Annotated in this window: 18 protein-coding genes; 7 read left to right on the forward strand and 11 right to left on the reverse strand. The window is 47.4% G+C overall.

Annotated elements, in window-relative coordinates; translation table 11 throughout:
• The first annotated feature begins 76 nt into the window (after positions 1-76).
• Positions 77-2,242, forward strand: a complete 2,166-nt coding sequence (locus U9J37_RS16550; RefSeq protein ID WP_005469571.1) for a TonB-dependent receptor — start codon at positions 77-79, stop codon at positions 2,240-2,242.
• 60 nt (positions 2,243-2,302) lie between these two features.
• Here the strand turns inward: U9J37_RS16550 and add are convergent, their stop codons facing one another.
• Positions 2,303-3,295: an adenosine deaminase gene (gene add / locus U9J37_RS16555; protein WP_005469889.1), complete on the reverse strand. Its 993-nt coding sequence runs from the start codon at positions 3,293-3,295 to the stop codon at positions 2,303-2,305.
• Positions 3,296-3,500: 205 nt separating this feature from the next.
• On the opposite strand from add, the gene U9J37_RS16560 reads away from it, so the two are divergent.
• On the forward strand, positions 3,501-4,166 hold the full coding sequence (locus tag U9J37_RS16560; RefSeq protein ID WP_005469838.1) for a Crp/Fnr family transcriptional regulator: 666 nt from the start codon (positions 3,501-3,503) through the stop codon (positions 4,164-4,166).
• A 69-nt stretch (positions 4,167-4,235) separates the two neighbouring features.
• On the opposite strand, the gene U9J37_RS16565 is transcribed toward U9J37_RS16560, so the two are convergent.
• Positions 4,236-5,213, reverse strand: coding sequence for an arginine deiminase-related protein (locus tag U9J37_RS16565; RefSeq protein ID WP_005469610.1), 978 nt, complete (start codon positions 5,211-5,213; stop codon positions 4,236-4,238).
• 313 nt (positions 5,214-5,526) lie between these two features.
• On the opposite strand from U9J37_RS16565, the gene U9J37_RS16570 reads away from it, so the two are divergent.
• Positions 5,527-7,383 (forward strand): ABC transporter ATP-binding protein, encoded by a 1,857-nt coding sequence (locus U9J37_RS16570; protein WP_005469692.1) that lies wholly within the window; start codon positions 5,527-5,529, stop codon positions 7,381-7,383.
• Between the two features lie 50 nt (positions 7,384-7,433).
• On the opposite strand, the gene U9J37_RS16575 is transcribed toward U9J37_RS16570, so the two are convergent.
• The 5 genes from U9J37_RS16575 to catB form a co-directional block, all read right to left on the reverse strand.
• On the reverse strand, positions 7,434-8,261 hold the full coding sequence (locus U9J37_RS16575) for a helix-turn-helix transcriptional regulator (protein WP_043886507.1): 828 nt from the start codon (positions 8,259-8,261) through the stop codon (positions 7,434-7,436).
• A 36-nt stretch (positions 8,262-8,297) separates the two neighbouring features.
• The gene (locus U9J37_RS16580; RefSeq protein WP_043886508.1) at positions 8,298-8,891 is read right to left on the reverse strand and encodes a LysE family translocator; all 594 of its coding nucleotides are present in this window, start codon (positions 8,889-8,891) and stop codon (positions 8,298-8,300) included.
• A 149-nt stretch (positions 8,892-9,040) separates the two neighbouring features.
• Positions 9,041-9,889, reverse strand: coding sequence for a pirin family protein (locus U9J37_RS16585; protein WP_005469867.1), 849 nt, complete (start codon positions 9,887-9,889; stop codon positions 9,041-9,043).
• Positions 9,890-9,996: 107 nt separating this feature from the next.
• Entirely contained in the window at positions 9,997-10,494 is a 498-nt protein-coding gene (locus tag U9J37_RS16590; protein ID WP_005469710.1) for a DUF2867 domain-containing protein, read from the reverse strand.
• A gap of 103 nt (positions 10,495-10,597) precedes the next feature.
• A complete protein-coding gene (gene catB / locus U9J37_RS16595) occupies positions 10,598-11,230 on the reverse strand; it encodes a type B chloramphenicol O-acetyltransferase (RefSeq protein WP_005469829.1) in 633 nt (210 codons plus the stop codon).
• 197 nt (positions 11,231-11,427) lie between these two features.
• Between catB and U9J37_RS16600 the strand changes: the two genes are divergently transcribed.
• Positions 11,428-12,723, forward strand: a complete 1,296-nt coding sequence (locus U9J37_RS16600) for an alpha/beta fold hydrolase (protein WP_043886509.1) — start codon at positions 11,428-11,430, stop codon at positions 12,721-12,723.
• Positions 12,724-12,757: 34 nt separating this feature from the next.
• Here U9J37_RS16600 and U9J37_RS16605 read toward each other — a convergent pair whose 3' ends face one another.
• Positions 12,758-13,138, reverse strand: coding sequence for a VOC family protein (locus tag U9J37_RS16605; RefSeq protein WP_005469797.1), 381 nt, complete (start codon positions 13,136-13,138; stop codon positions 12,758-12,760).
• Between the two features lie 227 nt (positions 13,139-13,365).
• Here U9J37_RS16605 and arfB point away from each other — a divergent pair, with 227 nt between their 5' ends.
• Positions 13,366-13,779, forward strand: a complete 414-nt coding sequence (gene arfB / locus U9J37_RS16610) for an alternative ribosome rescue aminoacyl-tRNA hydrolase ArfB (protein ID WP_005469583.1) — start codon at positions 13,366-13,368, stop codon at positions 13,777-13,779.
• Positions 13,780-13,856: 77 nt separating this feature from the next.
• Positions 13,857-14,525, forward strand: coding sequence for an START domain-containing protein (locus U9J37_RS16615; protein ID WP_005469716.1), 669 nt, complete (start codon positions 13,857-13,859; stop codon positions 14,523-14,525).
• Here the strand turns inward: U9J37_RS16615 and U9J37_RS16620 are convergent.
• The 3 genes from U9J37_RS16620 to U9J37_RS16630 are packed head-to-tail and all read right to left on the reverse strand — an operon-like array spanning position 14,500 to position 17,288.
• Positions 14,500-15,675: a MerR family transcriptional regulator gene (locus U9J37_RS16620; RefSeq protein WP_005469550.1), complete on the reverse strand. Its 1,176-nt coding sequence runs from the start codon at positions 15,673-15,675 to the stop codon at positions 14,500-14,502. The genes U9J37_RS16615 and U9J37_RS16620 overlap by 26 nt on opposite strands.
• Positions 15,676-15,686: 11 nt before the next feature.
• The gene (gene rsgA, locus U9J37_RS16625; protein ID WP_005469596.1) at positions 15,687-16,733 is read right to left on the reverse strand and encodes a ribosome small subunit-dependent GTPase A; all 1,047 of its coding nucleotides are present in this window, start codon (positions 16,731-16,733) and stop codon (positions 15,687-15,689) included.
• 18 nt (positions 16,734-16,751) lie between these two features.
• On the reverse strand, positions 16,752-17,288 hold the full coding sequence (locus U9J37_RS16630; protein ID WP_005469771.1) for a GNAT family N-acetyltransferase: 537 nt from the start codon (positions 17,286-17,288) through the stop codon (positions 16,752-16,754).
• 136 nt (positions 17,289-17,424) lie between these two features.
• On the opposite strand from U9J37_RS16630, the gene U9J37_RS16635 reads away from it, so the two are divergent.
• Complete coding sequence (locus U9J37_RS16635; protein ID WP_043886511.1) at positions 17,425-18,339, forward strand: LysR family transcriptional regulator; 915 nt, start codon at positions 17,425-17,427, stop codon at positions 18,337-18,339.
• Positions 18,340-18,400: the final 61 nt, after the last annotated feature.

Below are 18,400 nucleotides of genomic sequence, written 5' to 3' on the forward strand. Positions count from 1 at the left end.
TTTTTTTGTAGCAACATTGGAAGCCATAAAACCCGACACGTGGTTTGGCTTTCTTCATTTAAAAACAGAGATAAAAATGAAACTGAACAAAGGAAGTTTTCCTCTATCAACCATCGCATTGGCGATAGCTTCAACAACAGCCGCCGTTGCAGTCCAAGCACAAGACACCACCACGTTTGATGAAATGGTCGTGGTATCGAGTCGCCTACCGAAGGCGATCAGCGATATTCCAGGCACCGTCTGGTACATCGAATCTGAACAGGTTGAGCAGGAATATCGTGGTGGTAAAACCTTAGGGGAAATCCTCGCGACCGCCATTCCATCACTGGATGTGAGCAGCGGCGCCCGTACAAACTATGGTCAAAACCTTCGTGGACGCAAAATGCTAGTGATGATCGATGGTGTCTCGCTGCAATCTTCGCGTCCGATCAGCCGCCACCTAGATTCCATCGACCCGTTCAACATTGAACGCATCGAAGTGCTATCAGGTGCGACATCGATTTACGGCGCAGGTGCTTCAGGCGGCGTCATCAATATTGTGACCAAAAAAGGGTCAGAAGATGGCCTTGAGCTTGAAACGCTGGTTGGCGGTGCAACCGGATTTAACTCAAGCAAAGATCTTGACTACCGATTTGCTCAGTCCATTGCTGGCGGCAACGAAAAAGTGCAAGCTCGTACCTCGATCGTGTACTCAAAAACACAAGGTTTCTATGATGCGGATGGTGACATCATCACCCCTGACATCTCGCAAGGTTCACTTCAATTTAACGAGACTTTTGACGTGATGGCGAGCGCCAACATCAACCTTACAGATACGCAAAGCCTCAGCTTATTTGGCCAGTACTATGACAGTGAACAAGACTCTCCGTACGGTCTGTACATTGAGGGCCGAAACTTTGTCGATGTGCGTGATGGGTTTAAATCTGACCGTCAACACGGTACAGAGCGCATTATGCTGAGCGCGGTCTACAACAATGAAGCCTTCTTAGGTCATCAGTTGATCGCCGAGGCCTCTTACCGTAAAGAAGACCAAACCTACACCCCATACTACCAAGGTGCATCGCAACAAATTACCGATGTGCTTACGTTGAAAACAGCACTTTCCAAGCAGTTTGGTGCCGTAAACCTTATCTATGGTGTCGATGCTTATCGCGACAAACTGGACAGCAACCAAGCCTTATTCGATCCGACCATTGCTGGCAACTCTGGTAACCTAATCAACGAGACGTACGCGACAACCGGTCGTTACCCTGGTGTGGAAGTCGGCTCCGTCGCAGGCTTTATCCAAGCGGATTGGGCAATCACTGACGACTGGCAACTGCAAGGTGGCTTCCGTTACCAGTACATGAACAACAAAATCGACGACTTCGTTGCCTACAGTGTGCAAAAGAAAATTGCGGCAGGGAATGGCACATCGGCAGATGCGGTTCCGGGCGGTGAAACAAGCTACAACATTGGTCTTGCAAACCTAGGGACCATCTACAGCTTAAGCGATGCAACGCAGATCTGGGCAAACTTCTCGCAAGGTTTTGACTTAGCCGATCCAGCGAAGTACTACGGCCAAGGTAGCTACTCGTCAGCGCCAGATGCTAACGGTCACTGGTCTTTGCAAAACAGCATCAACGTTGACTCTTCGAAAATGGAAGGGGTGAAAACCAACAGTGTCGAACTTGGTTTCCGCACCAACCAAAACAACTTTAATATCCAAACGGCAGCTTACTACTCACAATCTGACCGCAGCATCAAATACAACCGCACCACGCTACTTATCGAGAAGTTGGACGACAAGCAACGCGTCTACGGTGCTGAAGGTATGGCCTCTTACTGGGTAACGAGCAACCTGCAACTGGGCGCTTCAGGTCACTATGTGATTTCTGAAGTTGAAGCAGAGAGCGGCTGGGACAAGATGAGCGCAGGCAATGCAAGTACATCAAAAGCCAGCGCTTGGTTGGGTTGGTACGACGACAACCTAGCAGCGAAACTGCAAAGCCAAACCATGTTTGACTACGAAGATGACGCGGACAACAAACTGGAAGGCTACACAACATTCGACCTTGTTGGTAGCTACCAACTGCCTGTGGGTAGCTTAGGTTTCGGTATCCAAAACCTTCTAAATGCAGACTACACGACGATTTGGGGTCAACGCGCTCAAATTCTATACGCGCGCCACTACGCAGCAGAAGCCTACGATTACCGCAGCCGCGGCCGTACATTCACGCTGAACTACCAAGTTAAGTTCTAAGCAATAAAAAACCGCCCAACTGATTGGGCGGTTTTTCTTTTGTATAACGCTCAACTGCGATTAAACAAACTGCATCAAGTGCTTCTTCACATCATCTGAAGCAAATGCTTGTTCAACACTCGCCGTATAAATCTGCTTGTAGTCTTCAGCAGTTAGCTCGAACTGCTCCATCACCTTGGTCACTTCGTCCGTCATGGTTGTGTTCGATACCGTGCGGTTATCCGTGTTGATCGTCACAGCCAGACCATCTTTGTGGAAATCGTTTAACGGGTGCGCTTTCAGTTCAGGAATCGCTTTGGTTTGAACGTTGCTGCTTGGGCACGCTTCTAAGCCAACCACATCTTCTTTAACGCGTTGATAAGCCTCTGCGTGATCTTTAATTGCAACACCGTGGCCAATGCGCTCTGCGCCTAGCAACTCAATCGCGTCGTACACGTTTTGGCCGCAACCTTGCTCACCAGCGTGAATGGTAATGCGATAACCCTGCTCGCGCGCATACTGAGTGTACTCAACGTAATCGTGGGCGAAGTTATCCAGCTCTGCGCCTGCTAAGTCAAAAGCGACAACACCGTTACCTAAAAATGGCACACCCGCATCAATAATGTCGTTAACCGAATCGATTGGCAGCAATTTGACCAATGACAGAATGTAGTTGCCATGAATGTCGTACAACGCTTCTGCACGCTTCATGCCCTTAACCACACTGTCGATGATCTCCGCGTAAGTTAATCCTTGCTGAGTATGTAACTGAGGTCCAAAACGCACCTCTAGGTACTTAACGTTTTCTTTCGCTGCGTCTTCAAACAGTTCAAACGAAATACGTTCAAGACTTTCTTTGGTCTGCATCACTTGAATCGGCAAAGCAAAACGGTCTAGATACTCTTGTAGATTAGGGCAAGTTTCAGGCGCAACCATCATCTCTTTGATCACTGCAGGATCTTGGCTAGGTAACTCAATTTTTTGCTCCGCCGCCAAATCAATAACGGTTTGCGGGCGAAGGCTACCATCTAGGTGGCAGTGAAGATCGATTTTTGGAAGATCAAAGTAATTCATCTGTTTACGTCCTAACTTTTACTTTTTATTCGATAAAACGCCTATCGTGGTCACACTATAACTATAGTCACCGTCAGGTTAATCACGCTTTATCTTTTGTTTTTGATAACGATAAAACTCATGTTATATGATCGACCAAGGTTAGCAACACGACAATTGTCCGGTAGAACAAAAAATTTCACTTGGGCATTGTAGATAAATCACTATGGATAAAAGCAAAATATTGGCCGAGGGATTGAGCAAAATCCGTCAATGGGTCAAAAACCAAGAGTATCGCACCATTCAAGTCTCCAAAGGCGACTTCATCATCAAGCAACATACGCAAGTAAGCGAGGTCTACTGGGCGGACAACGCGCAGTTTTCGGTGCTGCACACAGCAGAGAACGGTAAGACGCTCAGCTTGGGTGACTACCATCTCGCAGACAATTTTTTTGGTGAAATGGAATTCTTTTCAGACGGACCCAGCCCATTTAGTGTGGTAGCCACATCGGACGTAGAATTGATCGCCATTCCCATGGACAAGTTTGCTGAGCTGCTACTTCAAGATGGGCATATCGCATTTTGGATGAACCATAGAATGTCGAACATCTACCTCAACACCATGAGCATTGCGATTGAACGATCTTTATATCCGCTGAAATACAACATCATCAAAGATTTGGTTGATCGTCATACCTGTAACGAGAAGTCTCAAGGTCACAGCTATATGTATCAAGAAGCGCAACGATTTGGCTGTACCGAACGTGCATACACGCGCATCATCCGCGAGCTGATTGATGAAGGTTTGGTCGCAAAGGAGAGCGATAAATCGGGCGTTGTGCCAGTGAATCTAGACGCCCTGACTCAATCGTTGGAAAAGTATTACCAATAGCCCAAAAACAAAAGCGCTTTCCCAATTGAGAAAGCGCCGCTATTTATTTTATTGCTAGTCCAACCGCCACTACAAAATGCGAGAGCGGCTTGGCAAGAACACTTCACCCAACATGCAACGCACGCTTCCCCCGCCGATGTTTTCAATCGTCTGGACGTTAAATGGCATCAAACGGCCGTGGGTAGAGAGTTGGACGCGCTGCGCCGGCGAAAACGCATCGTACGCTGACTGCGACATTGCGATCACTTTCTCACCATTGATGGTCTCTAGTTGCAGTATATTTCCACAGAACTGATTCATCTGCTCCATCGAGATGGAAATCACCTGCTTGTCTTTGGCCAATGACTTAATAACGAATCGACGTTCAAACTCCGGGATCACTTCATCGCATATGACACAGAAATTCTCACCGATTGCCATCATCACATTGGTGTGATAAATCGGTTTGCCAGAAGGCAGCGCTGTCTGGAAAGAAACCACACGGCTATAACCAATTCGCTCTGCGTAATCTTCTAACACTTCGCGATCGCAGCGCTGGGAAAGGGCTGCGTAAATCGTCTTGTTTGAGTGGTCCATCACCATCACACCGGTGCTTTCCAAGTGCGCGTCAATCTCCAGATAAGAGGTCAAAGAGTCCACACTACTTACTTGGCGTCCCGCCAGTTCAAGTGTTTCTCGAAGCGCATCCGGTTTGACTTCTTGCTGGCGATTGTGACAGGCCATCGGGAACGTAAAGAGCTCTCCACTTGGCGTTGTGCTGAACCAGTTGTTCGGGAAAACAGCGTCTGGCGTTTCAACATCACCAGTTGGGTAATCAAACACCACCACCTGAACACCAGCATGACGAAGCTGGTCAACCATGTGGTTGAACTCTTGCATCGCCATATGACGAATATGTTCATTGGTATCATTCACCTGATGCTGGAATTCGTTGTCCTTCGCCGTTTCCGCGTTAAACGCAAATTCTTTTGGTGGCACCATCACTACGCAATTAGCGTTTTGAACCACTTCTGATTGTTTTTTTAGTCGGGTTTGCTGTTTCAACATCGTGACAAACTCATTTTTCCTCACTCAATGAAGCCAATTGTAGACATATTGTTAAATCAAAAATCACTGAAGTTAAGGGGGTAAATACGCTTAATTCAGAAATATTTACTGTGAATGCAAATTATTGAAGGGAAATTTATTGCCATAAAGACGGTTTGCTCTATTGGGTTGGATATTATGCAAAATTAAGAATATTCCACTAGTTACATTTTAATTACGAAACGTATACCATTGATAAGCCTTCCTCATTAATGGACGAACACACTCGTCGTATCGACACATTCAGTGTCATTTGTGCGTTTAGGAAACATGTATGTTTAAGAAATTTGAAGGGTTTACCAAACCTTTTCCCGATGAAGAACCCGGGCAGCCCCCTACGGGTATTTTTGCCTTTTGCCGTTACTACACACGTGGATATGAAATTCCACTGATCATCATGTCTTTCATGGCTATGATTGTTGCTATTGTGGAAGTGTCACTGTTCGGTGCCATGGGTAACCTTGTAGATTGGCTATCAACCAGCAACCCAGAGACTTTTTGGCAAGACAACAAAAGTGAGCTCATTTTTTACGCCATTCTACTTTTGGTTGTGATGCCAGTTTTGGTCACCAGTTACTCACTCTTGGCGCACCAAACCCTGCTTGGTAACTACCCAATGTCGATTCGTTGGTTAGCACACCGATACTTGTTAAAGCAGAGCATCAATTTCTACCAAGATGATTTTGCCGGACGTGTCGCAACCAAAGTGATGCAAACCTCGCTGGCAGTAAGAGAAACCGTGATGAAAACCATGGACGTTTTTGTCTATGTCTCGGTTTACTTCACCGCAATGATCGTATTGCTGGCACAAGCTGATATTCGTCTGATGATCCCGATGATGATTTGGCTTGGCTGTTATGTCGCGATCCAAATCTATTTTGTGCCGAAATTGAAAAAGGTCGCTTCGGAACAAGCAGACGCGCGTTCGACCATGACAGGTCGAATTGTGGACAGTTACACCAACATCGCGACGGTTAAGTTATTTTCCCACAGCAAACGCGAAACCGAGTACGCCGAAAAAGGCATGCGAGGCTTCCTTGATACGGTGTACAAGCAAATGCGCTTAGTCACCGGTTTTGACGTTGCGGTAGAAATCACCAACTATTTATTGGTCTTTTCCGTCGGCGCACTGTCAATTTATCTATGGATGGATGGCTCGATCAGCGTGGGTTCAATAGCCATCGCGATTGCATTGGCGCTACGTATTAATGGTATGTCGATGTGGATCATGTGGGAAGTCGGCGCGCTGTTTGAAAACATGGGTACCGTGGTTGATGGCATGAAGACGCTTTCAAAACCCATTGATATTCAAGACAAGGACAACGCGAAACCTCTGACTGTCGAACAAGGCGGCATCGAGTTCGATAACGTTAGTTTCCACTACGGGGATAAAACCAAGGGGGTGATTAGCAACCTAAACTTGAACATTAAGCCGGGAGAAAAAGTCGGCTTGGTGGGACGCTCTGGTGCAGGTAAATCGACCTTAGTGAACTTACTGCTGCGTTTCCATGATGTAGAAAGCGGCAAGATCAAGATTGATGGCCAAGTGATTTCTGACGTTACTCAAGATTCGCTTCGCGCGAAAATTGGCATGGTGACTCAAGATACTTCACTGCTGCACCGATCGATTCGCGATAATATTCTCTACGGCAACCCAGATGCCACTGAAGACGATCTACTGCGAGCCACCAAACAAGCGCACGCTCATGAGTTTATCGAAACCCTGAGCGACCCGTTTGGCAACACCGGTTACGATGCTCAAGTGGGTGAGCGAGGCGTGAAATTGTCTGGTGGCCAACGTCAACGTATCGCAATCTCTCGCGTGTTACTCAAAGATGCGCCATTGCTGATTCTTGACGAAGCGACTTCAGCGCTCGATTCGGAAGTCGAAGCGGCCATCCAAGAGAGCTTGAATGAACTGATGGAAGGAAAAACCGTTATTGCGATTGCGCACCGTTTGTCTACCATCGCAGCGATGGATCGCCTGATCGTGCTTGATAAGGGCGAAGTCGTCGAGCAAGGCACTCACCAAGAGTTGGTCCAAAGCGGTGGCATTTACGCCCAGCTGTGGAACCATCAAACAGGCGGGTTTATTGGTGATGAAGAGCCAACTCAAGAGCTCTCTGCATAATCCTTACATCAATGCCTATCACACTAAAAAGGAAGCTTCGGCTTCCTTTTTTAATCGACGAAATGTGATTGATAATACTTAGGCGTCACCGCCAACCGCTTCTTAAACTGGCGCTGAAAATGGGCTTGGTCAGAAAAACCTAACTCATACGCTACTTGCGAAATCTCTTGCCCAGATTTCAACATCACTTTCGCACGCTTAATCTTTTCATCTAATAAATAGGAGTGGGGCGGCAAACCAAAATGATGCTTGAATGCGCGAAGTAATTGGTAGCGGCTCATCTCTGCTTCCTGAGCAAGCTGTTCAAGTTGATGCGAACCAGTGATTTCATCCAACAGTTTTTCCTTTACTCGGCGCAAGGAACCGCTAGGTTTAGCTGCGATGTTTTGTCTTGTTCCAAGTCGCAAACTGGTTTGAATAAAATCATACAAGCGCGACTCTACCTGCAATGCATCCGCCTCAGATTGCAAAGCGTGGAACAAACGTAAGTAGCCATGTCTCAATGTCTGATCTCTTTCGAAGTCCGCCTTAAACGGCTGGTAATCTTCGCACATCCTGCTTGTCTCATGTTGTAGCACATCCCTTTGCAAGGCTCCCATCTCGATGGCATCAATAAACAACATACTATAAGACCAAGTGCCCGCTTCTGGATTACATGAGTGAACATCAGCAGGGTTGATAGTGACAATATCGCCTTTGCCGATTCGGTGCGATTGGTGACGATTTCGGTACTCGGCTCGACCTTGCTCGATGATGCCAAATGAAAATTCATCATGAGAGTGCGCGTCATAACATGCGCTAGTGCGATTAGCGATACGCAGCTCGACCCAAGGCAAAACTGTGCTTTGTTTAAAGCTCGCACTGCTGTCTTTTTTCATTTGCACTCCTTGCAATTGCTGAATCCAGTGGGCTCACTAAAGCCACATCATGCTGACCGACATAACGAGAATAATCGCCATAGCTCGATTAAAGATACGCTGTTTATTTGGTTGCGACAAATAAGCAGCCAATAGCTTACCGAGTAATGCCCAGACTCCAACGCCAATCAAGCACGCGCCGAGAGAAATAAAGGTAAAAGTCCACAACCATTGAAGAGGATTCATTTGCCCAACAACGTATACACTTACTCCAGACATTGCCACTAGCCAAGCTTTAGGGTTAAGTAACTGAGTCAACGCCCCTGTTACCCACCCAGAAGTCGTTCTCTGCTCCACCTCAATGTTACCGACAGGTGCACTGGCGATCTTGTAGGCTAGCCAGATCAGAAAGCCAGAACCCACTAGCTGCATGGACGATTCAAGCATGGGCAGTTTATCCGACACGGTCGACAACATCGATCCAGACAGATAGACAACCCCCGCATAAGCGAAAGAAGCGCCCAATACGTGTTTGAATGCCTGTATGCTGCCCTGCTGAACGGCGGTAGATGTCGCCAATAGATTTACCGGCCCTGGCGTAACTGCACCGACAAAGGCAAACACCATCATCGCGAATATAAAATTGTCCATAGTTCCTCCTCAATCTGTTCAACTCAAATTACCCTGAATGCCAACACCTTTATTGAACGATATTGCAGCCACAAAAAAGCCGCCCATGTGGGCGGCGGTGCGAAAAAGCTGCAGCAGTGGATTGAAGCAACAATTGCATAAAAATGGCATTAATAGGTTTCAAATAGCCCGTCGTTGTAGTCGCGAATAGTCTGTTCAATTTCAGCCATGCTGTTCATCACAAACGGGCCATAATGGACCACGGGCTCATCGATGGGCTCACCACAAAACAGCAGTGCCCCGCTACTTTGCGTCGATTTAAGCTCAACTAAATCGCCTTGCGAAAGGATGGCTAATTGCCCGCTCGAGACTGAGGTTCCAGACACCTCAAGCGCGCCTTGGTAAACATAAATCATCATATTGAAGTGCTCTGGCGTTTGAATCTGTGACGCTTGATTGTCACTTGCTCGCCAATCGGCCACACTCAACGAAACACCCGTTTTGTCTAGCGGCCCTTTTAATATTTGACCATCGGCATGGAGAGCCCCTGCGAGCACACGGTGTAATCCCGTCTCAGAAGATTCTCTCTCGGTAATCATTTCAGGTTGGAAATCGAAATACTGAGCAGGCTTCATCTTGTCTCGAGCTGGTTGGTTGATCCAAATCTGGAAACCATGCAGATCACCCTCTTCCATAATCGGCATTTCGCTGTGAATCACGCCTCGTCCCGCGGCCATCCATTGGGCGCCTCCTGATCTCAGCTCCCCCACGTTGCCCATGTGATCGCGATGCTGAAAATGACCCTTCATCATATACGTCAGAGTCTCGATACCTCGATGAGGATGAGGAGGAAAACCACCCACATAGTCTGAACGCTGATCAGACTTGAGCTCGTCCACCATCAGAAATGGAGAAAAGTGTTTGTTATTGAAACCCGCCACACGGGAGATTTTTACCCCATCGCCATCTGAAGTAGCGTGCGAACGGATTATTTGGGTGACTTCTCTTAACTTGCTCATCATTCTTCTCCTTCTCACTATAGGAATGAGTGTATCGGGCTGAGAAAAAATGATGAGCTAAGGGATTGGAGGCTCTTATTCGAAAAAATCGAACAAGACTGGGGCCGCTATAGGTATTGACGCTCTAACGCCTTGAGGCTTGAAGGCACAATAATCTTATGCATCGGAGCCACTGGCAGCATATAGACTCGACCTAGCCAGTTTTTTATATGAACGACCGTTGTTACATGCAAGGTGACCCACTCTCCGTTTGGAACCAGCAAAAAAGATAATCGAACGTTTAAATGCTTATCGCAATCTTCAGCTAGTAACTCATTGGGCGTGAGCGACACTAGGGTAAAAATTCCTAAGCGGTCGCCGGGCTTGCATGCCGTTTCATCTAAATCAGTACTTAGCTCGTTCATGCTGCCAAGGTTCTTTAAACCCAGCTTCGAGACAATAAAATTTCGCAATTCCATCAGGCGATTTACCCAACGAGGGGAACTTTTCATCAGCGCTTTATAAACCTCAAACGCAGATTGCTGCTGATTCGGTAAAGTCACTGAGAAACAGTCAGAAAAATGGGCGTTTTCGAGGTACGGTTCAATTAAAGACGGCTTAGACATATCGTGGACTATCCATTCTGTTGCACGTATTTCTCACCATAGCGAACATTCAAGGTATTGAATACTAATGATGATTCAATATCTTGGCTATCTCACTTAAGAGTCAACCTTGTACAAGGGTATGTCGCCAATAATCGTGCAGCGCGCAAATATCTGCGGAGCATAAGTGACGCATCGCCCCTTTAAGTTGTTCGTCTGACCAATACCACCACTGCATTTCAAGTAACATCTCGATCTGCTCTGGCGAAAATCGAAACTTGATATGCTTGGCAGGATTAGACCCGACTACCTCGTAGGGAGCGACATCTTTGGTTACGACCGCTCGACTGGCAATGATGGCACCATCGCCAATTGTCACCCCAGCCATAATCATCGCCTCTGAGCCAATCCAAACATCATTGCCAATCACCGTATCACCTGCGCGAACGAAACCATCACTTGCAGCGGCAAAATTCTCATCGTCTTGATAGAAGAAGGGAAAGGTACTTATCCAGTCGCTTCTGTGGCCTTGATTCCCCGCCATCATAAAGACCGCACCTGAACCAATGGAGCAGAAATTCCCAATAATCAGCTTATCGACATCGTCTCTGTCAGGGTTGAGGTAACGCGCACAATCATCAAAGCCATGACCATGATAATAACCAGAATAGTAGCTATGTCGCCCTACTAGAATATTGGGATTGGTCACTTGTTCAGACAAAGGCTTGCCGGAAAATGGGGATTCAAAATAGTTCATAATTTCATTCTTTTCGTTGTCTATGATTCGTATTCAAGCCTAGGCTTGGCTTCTGAGGATAAGGCAAAATAGGATATCGATCACTCACAATTCGACTGTCACTAACCAAGCACACACAAACTCACACAGACGTTGGTATCACTCCGACAAAGCGCTAAGATACCGCATCACTCACGTCACGGATGTACAAATACAATATGAATGCTCAACCGTTTATCGATGCTGGAGTCAAATACACTCCTCACTATTTTCAAGTGCCACTCAACTATGCCAACCCAGACCAAGGGTCGATCGAAGTGTTTGCCCGCGAGCTCTCATTGGTTTCCGATGGTGACAGCGCAAAGCCCTTCCTAGTCTATTTCCAAGGCGGCCCTGGCTTTCCGTCTCCGCGCCAAAACGGCTGCAATGGCTGGGTCAAACGCGCATTACAACAATACCGAGTTTTGTTGCTTGATCAGCGTGGCACGGGCAACAGCACCGTCATCAGCCATCAGACGTTAGCCCCTCTATCACCACAAGAGCAAGCTGACTATTTGGCACATTTCCGTGCGGACAATATTGTTCGTGACGCAGAATTTATTCGAGAGAAACTAGGCGTAGAGAAATGGGCTATTCTCGGTCAAAGCTTCGGCGGGTTTTGCTCACTGACCTATTTATCGCTGTTTCCTGAGAGTTTGTCGCGCAGCTACATTACTGGCGGTGTGCCTTCTATTTCTCGCCATCCTGACGATGTCTACCAAGCAACGTTCAAACGGACAATGGACAAAAACCAAGCCTTCTTCCAGCAATTCCCGCAGGCACAACAGATGTGTCAACGCATCGCGGAACATTTGCTTGAAAACGATGAGTTCTTGCCTAATGGCCAACGCTTTACTGTTGAGCAGCTCCAGCAGCTTGGCATCAACTTCGGTATGAGTGACACCTTCTTACCCACTTACTACCTATTGGAAAACGCCTTTGTGGAAATCAACGGTAAGACCCAACTGCGTTATGAGTTTCTAAACAGCATGTTGATGGAACAAGGCTTCCACACCAATCCGATCTATGCCATTTTGCATGAGTCGATCTACTGCCAAGGCTTTGCGTCTAACTGGAGTGCACACCGCGTTAGACAGACTCGCGACGAGTTTAACTACCAATCTGGCAAGCCCTTCCTGTTTACCGGTGAAATGGTCTTCCCTTGGATGTTCGATCAATATGAGAACCTAAAGCCGCTCAAGCACGCAGCAGAACTGTTGGCAGAAAAACAAGACTGGACACCACTTTATAACGCCGATGTGCTGGCGAAAAACAAGGTCCCTGTCAGCTGCGCAGTGTATGCCGATGACATGTTTGTTGAAATGGATATTAGCCGTGAGACGCTTGCGACAATACCTAATGCGAAAGCATGGATCACCAATGAATATGAACACAACGGATTACGTGCGGATGGCGAACGCATCTTAGACACGCTAATCGCAATGGGCGAACAAACCGCCGCGACATTGAAATAATGAAAACGCCCCAGCGTCAACTGGGGCGTAAAATCTAGCTCATGGAGTGGAGACCGATCGTGTTTCCTTCAGAGTCTGAGACAACCGAGATAAACCCGTGCTCACCAATCGAAAATTTTTGCGCAATCACCTTACCGCCAGCGCCCTCAACACGCGATTCTTCAACCGCGCAATCCTGACAAGAAAAGTACACCATTGTACTGTTGCCACCAGCAGATACGCCCTTCATCTTAGCCAACGCGCCGGACGCCCCATACTGCTCCATATTTGATGGAAAGCCCCACATCTCGACGCCCACTTTCGCTTCATCTGTGAGCTGTTCAAACGATACACCAAGCATTTCACCGTAAAAGGCTTTCGCTCGTTCCATATCATCCACATAAATTTCAAACCAACCAACTGGATTCATTTGCATAACCGTCTCCTTGCTATTATCGACTCCCCCTTTAAGTTAGTCGAAACAAAGCCAGTTTTCCGAGCAATTGAACAAAGATTAATTCGTGTCTCAGTTTCGGTATTTCGGGAACCTAAGTAATGACTTTGAGTCCATTGAAAATCAATACGCCAGAACACCATGCTCCCAATCGAACTAACCTTTAAGGTACAATAGCCCCCTCTACTTATTTGTTGATGCCCTGACTTATGCTAAAAATCTCAAACACCGTGACCCTGCAAGCTTGGGAGATCCAACTGACGGCGATTCGAGCTCAAGGAGCGGGCGGGCAGAACGTCAATAAGGTTTCTTCCGCGATCCACCTACAATTTAGTGTGCCTCATTCAACGCTTCCTGATATCTACAAAGAAAAGATCCTGGCGCTGCGAGATTCCAGAATTTCGAAAGAAGGCGTCATTACGATCAAAGCGCAGCAATATCGCACGCAAGAGCAAAACCGCGAAGACGCCTTAGAGCGACTCGCAGAGCTTATCCGCTCAGCGATGGTGGTTCAGAAAAAGCGCCGTGAGACCAAGCCGACCCGAGCATCCAAAGAACGCCGCCTTAAAGGCAAAAGCATCAAATCGCAAACAAAGTCATTGCGCGGCCGCGTTAAGCATTAACCTCTCGTGCAAATCCACCTATACTGTTCTAAATTCATATAAGCATCAGATTTAATTCGGGTTTCAGGTCCAGTCTTATGAATAAACCATTATGTTCTCTCGCCCTTATTGCGCTTCTCGTAAGCGCTCACTCGCTGGCAAGTAGCAACCTTTATTGGCAATTTGAGGGCGATAGTGAAGGCATTAGCGTTTATTCACGTGAACATACCGATGGCTTAGTCGAGATTAAAACGCAGATGTTCACGCCGACCAGCTATGGGGCGTTTTTAACGCTGTTGGAAGACTCGGAAAACATCCCGAACTGGGTCGATAACGTCAGCTCAAGCCGCGTATTGAATCAACTGTCGCCAACAGAAAACATTGTCTACACCCAGTTCTCTGCGCCTTGGCCAGCGAAAGACCGTGACATGGTCACGTACTCCCGATACACGCAAGATGAGCTCGGATTTACTTTAACCATTACTGACGCACCACCGGCAACTTTCCCTCTCCAAGAAGGTTACATTCGTATTGAATCGGTAGACGCTCAGTGGCAATTGCAGAAGCTCACCTCTGGCACCACCCTAATTGAATACACAGCCTTTGCCGATCCTGGGGGCGCACTGCCCAATTGGCTGATTAATAAGCTAGCGAAAGAGAGCGCTCGTAAAACCTTTGAAAACCTAAAGGCTCAGTTACCACGTTACCAAGCCTTTCAGCATCCAAATGTGGAGGAGTCGCCTAAACAGAGCGCGGTTTTAGAATAAACATTTGATAGTCAACCTGCCCTTTGCGCGCTTTAGATACTAGGATTTCATGCTCTAAGTCGTTCAAAATCGAAGAATCTGTCAATGACTCCCTTAACTCGGCCACGCGTTTGGCGAGTGGGTGGTAATAGTTATCCCATGCTTGCTCGCTGAGCGCAAACGTGGCCACGACGTCGTACCCCGCGAGTTTTGCTGCTGTCATTCTCTGCTCGGCACTCACCATTTGGGGATACTCTCGCTGCCAAAACTCTTTAACCATGGCGTCTGGCTGCTTTGTAGACCACACAGCATCACTTATCACGAGAACCCCTTCGCTTTTAAGTAGTGGTCGCCATGCTGCCAGTGCTTGCTCGAACCCCATAAGGTAAGCGCATCCCTCAGCCCAAATCGCATCAAAACTTTGCCCTTGAAACGGAAGTGATGCCATATTGGCACACACCGTCGTGATAGTGTCATTAAACCCTTTTTCGATTGCGCGTGTCGTCAATGCCGCCAGTGCCGAAGGTTCGTTGTCAACCGCGATAACATGACAAGTGAGATGCTTTGCTAACCACTCTGTTGAGAGTCCTTTACCGCAACCAATCTCCAATAACTCCAAGTGAGAAGCGGGCAGCAGAGAGGCCGCTCTAGCGGTATCTTCATCACTTCCCGGCCCCCAGCGAGACAAGGGCTCAAAAACACGCATAAAGTCATCCATATACTGATCGTGCTGATTCATGTCTTTCGATAGCCAGCGTAAACGTTGAATTTGCTTGTCATCAAAACCCTGATTCTTTAACCACTCCACATGGGCATCGGGCGCAACATCATCAAGGTTTTCATGCCATTCGGTCATCGGAGCCTCGCCTACCAATGCCGCGAGCAGCTCGCGAGACTTTTGTTTTTCTGCGATTTCTTGATCTAGCTGGTGCAAACGCTTTAGCAACATCTCCCGCTCAATCTTTTCCTCAAGACATGCTTGGCACTCTTTTAGCGTCAAGCCACCCGCTTGTAGCTTCTGAATCAACCGAAGTCGCTGCAGATCTTTATCGCTATAAAGTCGATAGCCGTTGTCCAACCGCTTACCTTCAATCAAACCAAGCTTTTCGTAATAGAGAAGAGTGGTTCTCGATAGCCCCAGTTTCTCGCCTAGCTGAGAGATTTTATACATTGAACTTGCCTTTATCGTCCTTGTTTGAATGAGCGAGATTGTTGCTGGACCGTATTAACCATTTTGCCAAACGCTTTATCTTTGGCGCGTTTTTCCGCCAGTGTTGCACTGTTGAAGGCTTGCTCGCGCATCAGCTTTAGATAGCTGTCTAAACGGCGTTGTTCCAGTTTCCCTTCCTCTAGCGCACGTAAGATCGCGCATCCCGGCTCAGAGGTATGGCTACAATCTGAAAACTTACACTGCTCGGCAAGCTCAGTAATCTCACTAAACGCTTCGCTGATCCCTTGTTCACAAGCACTCAGTTGTAATTCGCGCATCCCCGGTGTGTCCATCAACAATCCGCCATGTGGCAGCCATTGAAGTGAACGATAGGTCGTGGTGTGGCGGCCTTTACTGTCATCTTCTCGAATTTCTCCGGTCGCCATGGTTTCTTTACCCATCAATCCATTGACCAGCGTCGACTTACCCACACCAGAAGATCCAAGCAGGGCGATGGTTTTCCCTGTGACGCAATAACCGGACAACTCGTTGAGATGCTCTGCGTCCAATGCGTTAATCGCGTGAACCAACAACAAAGGATCTAGCTTTTGTACTTTGCTCTGTTTCTCACTCACCTCTTCACACTGATCCGCTTTAGTCAGCACGACGATCGGTTCAACTTCTGCCTCTTTAGCTAACGCCAAATAACGCTCGATGCGGTTTAAGTTGAAGTCATCATTGAGCGAGCAGACGATAAAAACACTATCAATATTGGCAGCAATGAGCTGAGTATCTAACTTGCTCCCCGCCGCTTTGCGCTGAAACAGCGAGCGACGTTCGAGAACTCGGCTGAGTCGATGTTGAGCATCGAACGTGACCCAATCTCCGACGCACACTCTGTCTGACTTAGGTGTCAATGTTAACGTTACACGTCCAGAATCGGTCATCACAATCACTTGGCTTCGGTGCTGTTCAATGACACGACCGATTGATTGCGTCTCCAACTCAGTAAGGTCTAACTGCTGCTGGAAATAGGGCTTCCAGCCGAGTTGTTGCAATGAGGGATGTTCATTACCCATTCGATGTTCTCCAAAAGCCTACCAAAACTCAGGCTTGTTAAATGCCGCCACGCACTGGCTTGAACCCTGAATCGCAGAAAGTGGTTGCTCTGTTAAGGATTGAGCTAACCAGCCATGCGGATAGCTCAGTGGTAACGGAGCCGGATAATCGCTTTCTAACACAGCTTCAAACCCTACCTTAGCGTAGTAATTCGGGTCGCCGTAAGTAAAAGCCAGTGACACACCTTCTTGACGCAGAAGCTGCAACCCATAATTGAGAATCGCCTGACCAACGCCTTTACCTTGCACTTCAGTTGCCACCGCTACTGGCGCGACTAAAAATGCTTGCTCTGGTGAATCATAGCTCAGACGCGTTAGCAGAATGCTCGCAAAGATCGCATTTTCCTTTTCGGCAACCACCACATATCTGTCTTCACAACTTGTCGTCGCTAAAAGGTCTGCGACGAGGCGACCAATCGCCTTGCCTTCTGCCTCACCCTCCGAGTCACTAAACGTACGCGTAAACAATTCAATAATCTGCTGCGTTTGTTCTGGTCTAAATAGTTTGTATTCCACAATATAACCCTCAATTGATAATAGCTCGAGGATAAACTGTAAAGCTGTAGACAGGTCAAGACTCTGAGAGTAAATATTTCTTCGGACTCTTAAGCCAGTTATGATGAGTCGTAATAGACCGATGTTAGGAAACAAGATGGATCTCAATCTACTCAAAACCTTCGATGTAGTAATGAAAACACGCAGTGTTAATGAAGCAGCAGACAGCCTTGGGATTACGGCACCAGCGGTCAGCCAAGCATTGAATCGGCTTAGAGAGCAATATCAAGATCCGTTGCTGATCCGCAAAGGACGTGGCATTGCCCCGACCAACTTTGCCGTAGAATTGCATGAGGAAATTCAAGAACCACTTAATCTACTGTTAAACGGCGCTAAATCGAGGCAGCAATTTAATCCGTCACTGAGCAACCGAACATTTCGCCTATCAAGCCACAAAGATCTCGATTTGATGATTGTGCCGCCTTTGATTGATTATCGTGACCAGCATGCACCAAACGTAAAGCTGAGTGCAGACATTGAGCATACCGATGAGTCTAATCGTCAAGCGGATTTGCGCATGCGTCGCGTCGACATCATACTCGCCACCACACCACTGGATGAGCATGGGTATCATAACGAGCTTTTGTTTGAGCTCCCACTTGTCGTGATTTGCCGACATGATCACCCGAGAATCCGCCAAGAAATAAGCCACCAGCAATTTTTTACCGAGCGGCACTTGTTGTGGGGTACGCAGAGATTAAACCAAGACATCGTCGACTCACTGAGTATTAAAACTCAGCCGCAACGCAATATCGTCTATAAAACGGATTCTATCTGCAACGCCGTTATGATGGCAGCGCAAACCGACTGGCTCTGTGTGACTAGCCAATGGCACGCCAATCTATTAGCACCTGCCAACCAGATGCAGATTCTTCCCCTTCCCTTTGAGCTCAATACCCTTCCCGTCTATATGACGTGGCACGAGTCACAGCGACAAGACAGCGGTCATCAGTGGCTCAAAGAGACCTTACTCAACATCACAGCTCAGTTTCGAAACTCCTTAGTGGATTAAATAAAACTTAATCCACTTTTTAGCCTTGGTCTATCGATTGATTAATCCGCCAGTTCTACTA

The sequence above is a fragment of the Vibrio sp. 16 genome (assembly GCF_963681195.1).
In the GTDB taxonomy this organism is placed as follows: domain Bacteria; phylum Pseudomonadota; class Gammaproteobacteria; order Enterobacterales; family Vibrionaceae; genus Vibrio; species Vibrio sinaloensis_D.